Origin of the sequence: Microcoleus sp. Aus8_D2, from assembly GCF_036702665.1 — a bacterium.
In the GTDB taxonomy this organism is placed as follows: domain Bacteria; phylum Cyanobacteriota; class Cyanobacteriia; order Cyanobacteriales; family Microcoleaceae; genus Microcoleus.
In genome coordinates this window covers 42,352-51,735 of record NZ_JAUBUN010000047.1, presented here as the reverse complement: position 1 = coordinate 51,735, position 9,384 = coordinate 42,352, and the positions used below count along the sequence as shown (strand labels likewise).

The window sequence follows — 9,384 nt, the reverse complement described above, 5'->3', positions numbered from 1 at the left end:
ACCAATAACCAATAACCAATAACCAATAACCAATAACCAATAACCAATAACCAATAACCAATAACCAATAACCAATAACCAATAACCAATAACCAATAACCAATAACCAATAACCAATAACCAATAACCAATAACCAATAACCAATAACCAATAACCAATAACCAATAACCAATTCCCTAATTGGTCAAAATCTTGGGGGAAAACTGCTATACTGTCCTCAAAGTATTGGTATCAATGATTGTCACCAGTCTTTTAATTCTAAAATCCTAGGAGAATCCTATGATACCGAAAGAACGCAAACTCATGGCGCAGGCTAAAAACACCGCCCCACAATGTGGCATCAAGGTCTATCAGGACAGAGGCTCCCTAGCCCTGCGGTTCCCCGTCAAGTACAACCCCGTCTTTGAGCAATTAGACGGCAAAGCGATCGCAAAGCAGAAATGTTTAGGCTTAGGACTCAAGTACAGCGAGGCTAACTGGAGGCGAGCCACACAAATTGCGATCGACATTGAGAATGACTTGGAGCATAAGGACTGGCTTAAACTGTTTGACCCGACGCTCGGCAAGTATGGGATAGGCAACAACAAGTACAAAGACAAGTTGGCCGATGTGCTGCAATTGCCGTCCTATGTTCCTGAGATGACAGTAGGGGAAATGTGGGAGGATTACCTGGTATGGAAAGAGCCACAGTTAGAAGCGACGACCTTCGGCGCACAATACGAAAGAACCTACACTAATATCCTTAAAGGTAAGGTTTGGGATAATACCTTAAAAACTTATCAAAGCACAGGCACAGGAGTGTACGACCTCCCGTTAAGTCTCGAAGTAGGGCAAAATCTTTTACTGGTAAGCTGTCATAAAGCTATCCTGATTGCGACTATACGCGCTCTCAATGAAGCTTTCACTCGCGCTCAGTCACTGGGGAAAGTAAAACTTAGTATTAATCCGTTTTTTAAGCTTGACAAAAAAACAGGCGACAACACAAAGGAGAAATACAAACAGACTGTTACCGCTGATGGTGAAGTGCTTGAGTGGTGGCAAATACAAGATGCCAATGAAGACGAGCAAGAACGTGACAGGAGATCGTTTACAAAGGAAGAACGAGACTCCATAATCAAGGAGTTCTATGAGTCCCAAAAAGATAATGAACGTCGTGCAGCACCGCTGATTGAATTTTTGTTCCTGACTGGATGCCGCCCAGGTGAGGCTTTCGCCTTAAGGTGGCAAGATGTGATGTTTGAGCGGGGATATCTTCGCTTTAGCAAGAGTTATGCAGGGTCGATTAAAGAAACTAAGAGAACTCAAACAAAGAGCATACGGATGTTTAAGTTGTACTCAAAATTAGTTGATTTGTTGACGCAAATTAAGCCTGACATCAGTAGGGGTACAGACTTGGTGTTTAAACAGCAAAATGGACAGTCTTACAATACAGACATACACTCTTACGCATGGTTAGGATGCAGGAAAAACTATGTAGATAAAACCTACTTTTATCCAGGTGTAGTTACGCGCTTAGTGGAGCAAGGTATAGTTTCTGGTTACTTGCCCCCTTACCACGCGCGACACACTTTTATTACCTTGCAAGCTCATGCTAACAAAAGTGATGTATCAGCGCTCGTGCTAATAGCTCATAGTTGCGGAAATAGCGTAGAAATAATTCAAAAACACTATCTCGGTATTGACAAAAACGTTGGATTAGCAAACATCTAGTTTCTTCTTTTCTGCGTCAAGCTGACTTCGCCTCAAGGTTTCACAAAACTTTACAGTCCCTGTGTTGACAAGGAACTGTAAACCTGTAATCGTGAGTAACTAAGGAAGATTGATGCGCGACTGACAAGCGTACCACCGCTAGCCAAGTCACGACTTCCCCAAAACGTTCACCTACAACGATTGGAGCCAATAAATTATGACACTTTCAGACGATTGTCTTTGCGGACGATCGCAACTCTTTACGTTTGAAGCGGGAATTAGCCATGACTAAGCCCGCCGTCAGTCACCGTCGCATAGACCAATTAAAGGCGCTCGCTTTTAAGCATGGTTTCACCAACGAAGACGCCAAACAGTTCGGGAAACTTTCCAAGACTGCTACGTGGGAAGCGCTGCTAGAACTGTACCTCATTGACGGTGAATCGCTAGACACACCGCTAGACAGAGTGCTAGACAGTGTAGACAAAACACCTGAATCGCTTGATAGAAAAGGTGTAGACAGTGTAGACAGCCTAGACTGGACTAACGACGGTTCCTTTCCTGTCTGCAACTTTACCCGCCACAATTCCACTTTTTTAGACTGGGTTGATTTTGGGCAACTCATCGCACTCGTGCTCGCATCGGCGGGGGTATTCGTGCTGGCAATGTCCATGTGGCGACAAATCAACCCACTCAATTTATTTCCCCCAGTCCGCATCAACATTCAAATAGGGACAAAATTATGAGCTTGCAACTGCGACTGTTTGGTGGCGGTAAGTCCGCTGGCGAACTGACTCAAGCCGACCACGCCATAGACAAATCAAAAGTTTTGGCTGCAACAGCCCCTGGTGTTATCACTCCCAACAACCCCGGTAACTTCGACTCACTTCGCACAGTCCCCGTAGTTCCCAGTCCGCGCTACTTCGATCGCGAACAAGCCGACAAGCTCAAGGAATTAGCAAAGGAAAAGACTGATGGTGCGCGTCAATCAAAACGCGCATACAATGCCCTGACCAAGATTGAAGAAGCTGACAAGTCAGTTCACAAATCTCACCGCAAATATGAGGGCGCGGTGGCAGAAAACGAGTTAGGCAAAAAACGGGCTGATGCTGGCTTAGCCAAAAAACTGCACGGGTTGCGTCCCGGTTATGCTCGCCTCTCCAGGGGTATAGACAAAGCTGACAGCGATGCCCGCACTCGGATTGATGCCATCAAAGCTCGCTTGAGGGGAGGTAACGGCTGATGAAAGCGATGTATCTGGTTAACTATTTTGTTGCCGGGTGCATCGCTTCCTCCCTTCTGGGATGGATAGCGAGTTTGCATCCAATGGCATTTAGAGCGATCGCATTCTTGGCAGCAGCAGCCTTTATTGTTTGGGGCTTGTGCTGGTTGCTAGATTTCTCGGTCAGCAGTCTGTTAAAGATTTCAGTTCCAAATTTGCAAGCCTTCTTACTGGCAGGGCTGGCTCGAACGGCAGTAAGAAGGCGCGGGGGTGTTCCTATGCAGTTAAAAATGTTCGTGCTTTCCGGTGCTGCACTGACTTTGTGGCTAACGCCACTCACGGCGCTCGACAAGCGTATCGGCTGGCACAAGTCCATGCAGGGACTGAGCCTCTGTGCTGCGATTGCCTGTGCAGTCCAAGCGGGTAACATTGCCCGCCAACTGTCAGAGCAAGGGGAGATTGAGGCAATTAAGGAGCGGGCTATCACCGCCGATGTGATTGATGAAATTTCGACTTCCGCCTATGTCAGCCAACAGCAACGCCAGAACGAAGCCGAACAAATCCTGAACGGTGGTTCCGAACGTTCCGAGGAAGTCGAACGCCTAGAACGTACTTGGGCACTGACTTACAGTAATTCAGAACCCGCAGAACGTTCCGAACAAACCCAGTTAACCGAGGCAGAACAGGAACTCGCAGAACGCATCTTGCAGCTCAAGGCGCGGGGCTACGGCAAAGCGAAAATCATCTTTGAGGTGTGGGGCATATCTAAAGGCGGGTCGCCAAAGTACAAGGCTGCTGAGGTCGAGTACAAGCGCCTAGTGGGGGAGTGAAAGTCACTCGGTTTTGTCTCGAAAATTGCTTTTTCGGAAACCATCTCCCCGTCTGCGTTTCCCGCGAAAAACTCACTCGTCGATGTATAACATCGATGTGGTAGAGACTGGCTAGGAAAAATAAGTGTTCAAGACACGCCATTCATTAGGAAAATTATGCCAACAGGAAAGCCAAAAGTCGGAGTGGTATATCGTGGTGCAGGCGCGGGACAACAATAAACCGCCGCAGCCCCGCCCATGGGACGCGGTACTTGGCGGCAAGGGTCAGGATTAGCAGATAAAACGCGGGTGAGTTACGTGCGGTTTACGCCGAAAACTCACTCGTCGGGTTTAAAGGGAAAAGCAAGTGACGACGCGACCAAAACCTTAAGATTATGAAAGAAGACATGAGCCAACGTATATGTACCAGCAAGCGTTAAACATTTGCGAACTCAAGAGGATAGTTTCCGCCCATTTTAAGGGTCGATACCAACAGGCAATGTTCCGCAGGTTACTCGACAAATTAACAACCTTCCAATGGTGGAAGATGCTTCGGTTGTGTAGCAAAGGTCGTAGGTTTAAAACTCGTTCAAGGTTAGTTAAACCCTCATTAGGGTTAAAGAAACTCCTTTCGAGGCCCAAAGGAGCGCTTGTGTATTGGTTTTGGCGGGCTGTTTTGGCGGTGAGATCGAGCATCAAGCTTGGCTCGGCAAAGATACTTAACATTTTTCTGTTAACAGCCTGGATCACTCTTCCAATTTCCGCTGAAACAGTCGGGTTGTTTGATACCCCAACACAAAAGAAGTCTTTTGTCCCTATCCCCAGGATTGAAACGGGTGGCTGCGCACGCAGCGACTCACTTGTCCGCTCGCTGATTTTCTAGCGAGCGGTTCCATCTATGCTCTGAATTTTTCAAAAAAAAGTAAACACCAAAAAACCGCTGCCACTAATTGGAACCTAGCTTGCAACGGCTTTTTGGAATCACAACCTGTCCAGAGGACGGGCTAATTTCATGTATTCCAATAATACCTCAAATACCAGTCTTGTCACCGCTTCCAAAGAAAATCCTTGCCCGCACTGTGGCAAACCCGACTGGTGCTACAGCATTGGCGAACTGTCGGTCTGCAATCGTGAGAACCCCCCAGCAGAAGGGTGGACGGCTACCACCAAAACGGATAGCGAGGGCAAGCTCTACTACGCGCCGATTCAAGAGCCAAAGGAAATTCGCCCCGCACAAACTCGCTACTGGAAATATCCAGCGCGTGATGGTTCACCGCTAGTTCGAGTCAAGCGAGTTGACGATGGCAACGGCAATAAAAAAATTACCCAACAGCACTGGGATGGTAGCAAGTGGGTTTTAGGACTTGGTGACATCAAGCGCGAACACATCCCTGTTTACCGCTACCAGGAAGTACAAAAAGCGATCGCCGAAAATGAGCTCATCTTCATAGCCGAGGGTGAACCTTGTGCTGACCTGCTGTGGTCTCTGGGTTTGGCTGCTACCTGCAATATCAGCGGTTCTGGAAAATGGCGGGCAAGTGACAGCAAAGATTTAAGAGGCGCACCAGTCGTGATTTGCCCCGACCGCGACGTACCAGGAATCAAGCACGCCGAACAAATATCCCAAGACTTCCCCAGTGCTCAATGGCTTTATCCCTACCCAAACTCATCGGCTTGGGACAATCTACCCAAGAGTCAAGGTTTAGACATTGCTGACTGGGTTTTGAGCAAAAAGTTAAGTGCCAAGGACTTAATAAATTCTCTTACCTCTGACGCGCATACGCGAGAGAGTGTAGTATGCCAGAAGTATGACAGCGACAAAAACGACTACATTCCAGATACAGCACCAGTTGCACAGCAAAATTTCGTTCAAAAAGCAGAGGCTGCACTGTACTCCGAGGGTCATTGGAAATCGATCGGAGGAATTCTTTACCAGTTCACAGGTACGTACTATGAGGAGCGCCCTGACAAATCAGAGAAGCGTCGTATCCGTGGTTGGTTAGACACTTACTCAGAAAGGGTAAAGGGGGTTTACGTCTGCAACAGAGCTAAGTCAGGTAGCGTTGACGAGATTTACAACTGGGTGGTTTTAGGGTGTGATGTAGACATCAGGGAAGTTAATCCGCCTGGTCTAAATTGTTCTAACGGGGTGGTAATCGTCAATCGTGACGGTTCTCATACGCTCGTACCGCATAGCCCTGACAAGGTTTACACGTATGTGGGCTGCAAGTATGACCCGGACATTGATACGACGGATTGCGATCGCCTTTTGGAGTGTCTTGAACCGCAGCAGCGAGAAATCTTTATGAGGACTGTGGCCACTTCATTGTGCTTGCCACTCGCTCGGTTAAAGATGTCGCGGGTCAAAGGTTTGCTTTGCCATGGCGACGGCAGTAACGGCAAAGATACTTTGCGGACTGTGTTGGTAAAAACTTTGGGGCGGGGTGTCACCGGTAAAACTTTGAAGGACTTTCAAGTTTATGATACTGGCCGAAAATTCCCACTAGCAGGTCTTGAGAATTCTTTGTGCAACTGGTCTAGTGAGAACTCGGATGCGACAAGACTAGACAAGCTGCAAAGTCTTAAGCAGTTCATAAGTGGAGATGAGCTAACTATTGAGTACAAAGGTCGCGGGGAATATCCTTATGAACCACAGGCGATATTTTTAGCGAACTGCAACATTTTGCCGTCTATCAGTACCGACTCAAAGGCCATCACGAGCCGTTACTGCATATTGAGTTTCAAGAAAATCTACGACACTAACCCGGACGCAAGCAAGGGCGAATTACAAGCTGACCCTAGGTTCAAACTAGACCCGGACTTCATTGCTGACCGGATTGCCCCGGCTTTCCTTAAAAGGATGCTGGAACGGATACCCTTGATTCTGACAGAGGGGATTGACTATGGTTCAGGCGATGCCGCTCTGCCAGAAGCTCAGGAAAAATCGCAGCACCTTTGGCAGTTTGTCAGAGATGCTGGACTGGAGGCACAGGCTAGCGGTCGCATCTATGTCAAAGATTTGTGGGAAGAGTTAAAGGAGTGGTATCAAGAAGCCGGCACTTTAGAGATTGAGTACAACAAAGACGGTCACGAAAAACTGGTTTGGAACGACTTGCCTAACCAGTGGGATAAACCTGTAAAAGCTGTAAACCAAGTCCATGCAAGGTTTTGCGAGATTTTCCCTAAAATCCAGAACCATCGCTGTACAAACCGAGAGGAAATGGAGCGGATAGGACAACGATACTTGTCTGGTGTCGGGCGGATACAAAAATTAACAACAAGTGAATTAACTGCGTCAACTGCGTCAACACCTTACGGTGTCGGGGAAACTGCGTCAACATTGCGTCAACAAAATTTAAATGTTGACGCAGTTGTTGACGCAACAACCCTTACGCAAAAAGATGTTGACGCAGTTGACGCAGTTTTTCCAACTGTTTGGGAATTATGCAACAAAATTGCAAAACTGACTCTCGCTGACAAGCAAAAACTCGTTGAGTTGCTGACCGGAACTCCTTGCTCAGACCCGCTCAAAGCTTTCAGAGTCGGCGACAAGGTGGCTGGCAACAATCCAGATGAACTTTCTTACAACTGGCACGGCCGCATCGTTGAGATTCACACGAGCATCAATTGCAAAATTGACTGGCGAGAGCGCGAAGGCATGAAAGGCGGACGGGTAATCTCAGGGATCTTCTGTAACCTGCGGAAAATTTAGCTGTTGCCTGACAACTGACGACCAAAATCTTATCCCCCGACCTTGGGGGATTTTTGTGCTGACAAGTTTTGCTAGACAAGTCACTAGACATTCGCTAGAGATCTGACGCTAATTATCTAGAACTGCTAGACACTTGCTAGATGTTTGATAGATATAGCAACCGCCAAGGCGGTTAAGCCGCTGTGCTTTGCACAGCTTCCATGGCATCCCTGAGACAATCAAATTTAATTAGTTGTTTACGAATTCGACTTTTTAACCATGACCAGCATCGCTCAATTTTGTTAAGATCTGGTGAATAGGGTGGCAAGTATTTTAACTGACAACCAGCCGCTTCAATTAATTGAAAAATCCGCCCACCTTTATGAAAAGTGGCATTATCTGCAATCACTATTTGTCCTGGTTTTAGCGTTGGGATTAAACAAGTTTCTAGCCAAGTTTCAAACACGGTTCGGTTACAAGAACCCTCAACGGTAAATGGAGCCAATAACTCACCATTACAATAGGCAGCAATCATATTAACTCGTCCTTGTCTTCTGCCACTTTTTAAGGCATAAAAGCGCTTCCATTGAGCATTCCAACCATAGCTATAATCTTCTCTATTATCCATTCCAAACTCATCTATATATACTAGCTCCTGTGCTACATACAGTGCTATCTCTTCTTTAAAGATAAGTCGTTTAACTTCATCTCTTTCTTGATAACCATAAGTTTTTTTTTACGCGTGAACCCAATTTTTTTTAAGGCCCGTGAAATCGTGCGATCACTAATTTCTTCCGTCCATAGTTTAGCCATCTCCACTTGAGTTTTATCTCCATTAACTTCGACAAATCTGGTAAATTTTTCCCTATCAGTAATTTTGTGTCCATTACCAGGCGGTTGATTAGGCAAAGCTTGAAAGTCCCCTGTCTCGCGTTCCCGCTTCAACCATAAACGAATAGTGTTACGACTAATGCTAAATATAAGGCAAGCTTCACTAATCTTTAAGCCATCAAGCTTGATTGCTTGGATCACTTTTTGACGGAGGTCGTAACTGTAGGGTTTGGGCATGGGTATCGCTCCGGCACAGCGGGAGTAACATTAAGGGATACTTCGAGTATATAGCTTAACCGCCTTGGCGGTTGCTATATCTGACGCTAATGATCTAGGAATGCTAGACATTTGATAGACATAGTGCTATCATGTGTCTAGTAAGTGCTAGACAAGGTACTAGACATGGCAGAAAGATTGCAGATGAATTTGAGACTAGATGGTCGTCAAGACTTGCTTGAGGCTATTAAGGGCATGGCCGCTACTGAAGGATTGAGCGTCAACGCTTGGGTAGTCAGGACTCTAGAGAGTGCTGTATCCGCAGCCCCAATATCCGCAAAACAAACTCTGACAACTTCGACAGAGACTGATATCGAACCTGTACTAGACAGTATGCTAGACAAAAAGCTCGATCGGATACTAGACACTAAGCTAGACAAAAGGCTAGACAACTTTGAGGAACGGCTGGGAAAATTGAGTGCCTGAGCGACAGCAACGATGAATCGCTCAGGCAGGAATTGAAAGCGGCCAACAAGCAACTTACAGAATGGGATGCCGAACTGAACCAGCTACACATCCGCAACGGTGATTTAGGTCTGAAGGTTCAGATGTTGGAGCAAGAACTCAAGGAAGCGCGACGCGATCGCACTGAAATTCAAAACTCAGTTCCGGCAGTCGCAGAATTTCCCGAGGCTTCTGACTTGCTTAACCAGTTGAAGGGGCGGCGTAAAAAGTCGAGGGCAGACTTGGGTGATATAGAAGCTATTCTGGGGCTGCTAGCAGAAGAGGACGGCTCAGACTAAGTGGGGGGAGAGGATTGTATCCAATGTCGTATCCCGATCGGGTAAAAACTGATCGCACGAAAGCGGCTAGAATTTTCCTAGCAGAACCCTGGATTGAATGAGGGTGGGTAAGTTAATAATTTGAG

The 9,384-nt window shown here is 46.7% G+C and carries 8 protein-coding genes; 7 read left to right on the top strand and 1 reads right to left on the bottom strand.

The window, feature by feature from the left end; translation table 11 throughout:
• The first annotated feature begins 280 nt into the window (after positions 1-280).
• The 5 genes from QUB64_RS27315 (at position 281) to QUB64_RS27295 (ending at position 7,430) form a co-directional block, all read left to right on the top strand.
• Positions 281-1,711 carry a tyrosine-type recombinase/integrase gene (locus QUB64_RS27315; protein ID WP_333268258.1) on the top strand — a complete coding sequence of 477 codons (1,431 nt, stop codon included), beginning with the start codon at positions 281-283 and terminating at the stop codon, positions 1,709-1,711.
• Between the two features lie 263 nt (positions 1,712-1,974).
• The gene (locus tag QUB64_RS27310; protein ID WP_333268256.1) at positions 1,975-2,433 is read left to right on the top strand and encodes a hypothetical protein; all 459 of its coding nucleotides are present in this window, start codon (positions 1,975-1,977) and stop codon (positions 2,431-2,433) included.
• Entirely contained in the window at positions 2,430-2,930 is a 501-nt protein-coding gene (locus tag QUB64_RS27305; protein ID WP_333268253.1) for a hypothetical protein, read from the top strand. The genes QUB64_RS27310 and QUB64_RS27305 overlap by 4 nt, the downstream gene beginning before the upstream one ends.
• Positions 2,930-3,739 carry a hypothetical protein gene (locus QUB64_RS27300; RefSeq protein WP_333268251.1) on the top strand — a complete coding sequence of 270 codons (810 nt, stop codon included), beginning with the start codon at positions 2,930-2,932 and terminating at the stop codon, positions 3,737-3,739. The genes QUB64_RS27305 and QUB64_RS27300 overlap by 1 nt, the downstream gene beginning before the upstream one ends.
• Positions 3,740-4,730: 991 nt before the next feature.
• Positions 4,731-7,430 carry a DUF5906 domain-containing protein gene (locus QUB64_RS27295; protein WP_333268249.1) on the top strand — a complete coding sequence of 900 codons (2,700 nt, stop codon included), beginning with the start codon at positions 4,731-4,733 and terminating at the stop codon, positions 7,428-7,430.
• 172 nt (positions 7,431-7,602) lie between these two features.
• Here QUB64_RS27295 and QUB64_RS27290 read toward each other — a convergent pair.
• Positions 7,603-8,477, bottom strand: a protein-coding gene (locus QUB64_RS27290; RefSeq protein ID WP_333268247.1) for an IS630 family transposase whose coding sequence is annotated in 2 segments (ribosomal slippage) — positions 7,603-8,145 and positions 8,148-8,477 — 873 coding nt in all. Because the reading frame shifts where the segments join, the coding sequence is not laid out codon by codon here.
• A 183-nt stretch (positions 8,478-8,660) separates the two neighbouring features.
• On the opposite strand from QUB64_RS27290, the gene QUB64_RS27285 reads away from it, so the two are divergent.
• The gene (locus QUB64_RS27285; protein ID WP_333268243.1) at positions 8,661-8,942 is read left to right on the top strand and encodes a hypothetical protein; all 282 of its coding nucleotides are present in this window, start codon (positions 8,661-8,663) and stop codon (positions 8,940-8,942) included.
• Between the two features lie 32 nt (positions 8,943-8,974).
• A complete protein-coding gene (locus tag QUB64_RS27280; protein ID WP_333268241.1) occupies positions 8,975-9,259 on the top strand; it encodes a flagellar alpha dynein in 285 nt (94 codons plus the stop codon).
• The last annotated feature ends 125 nt before the right edge of the window (positions 9,260-9,384 follow it).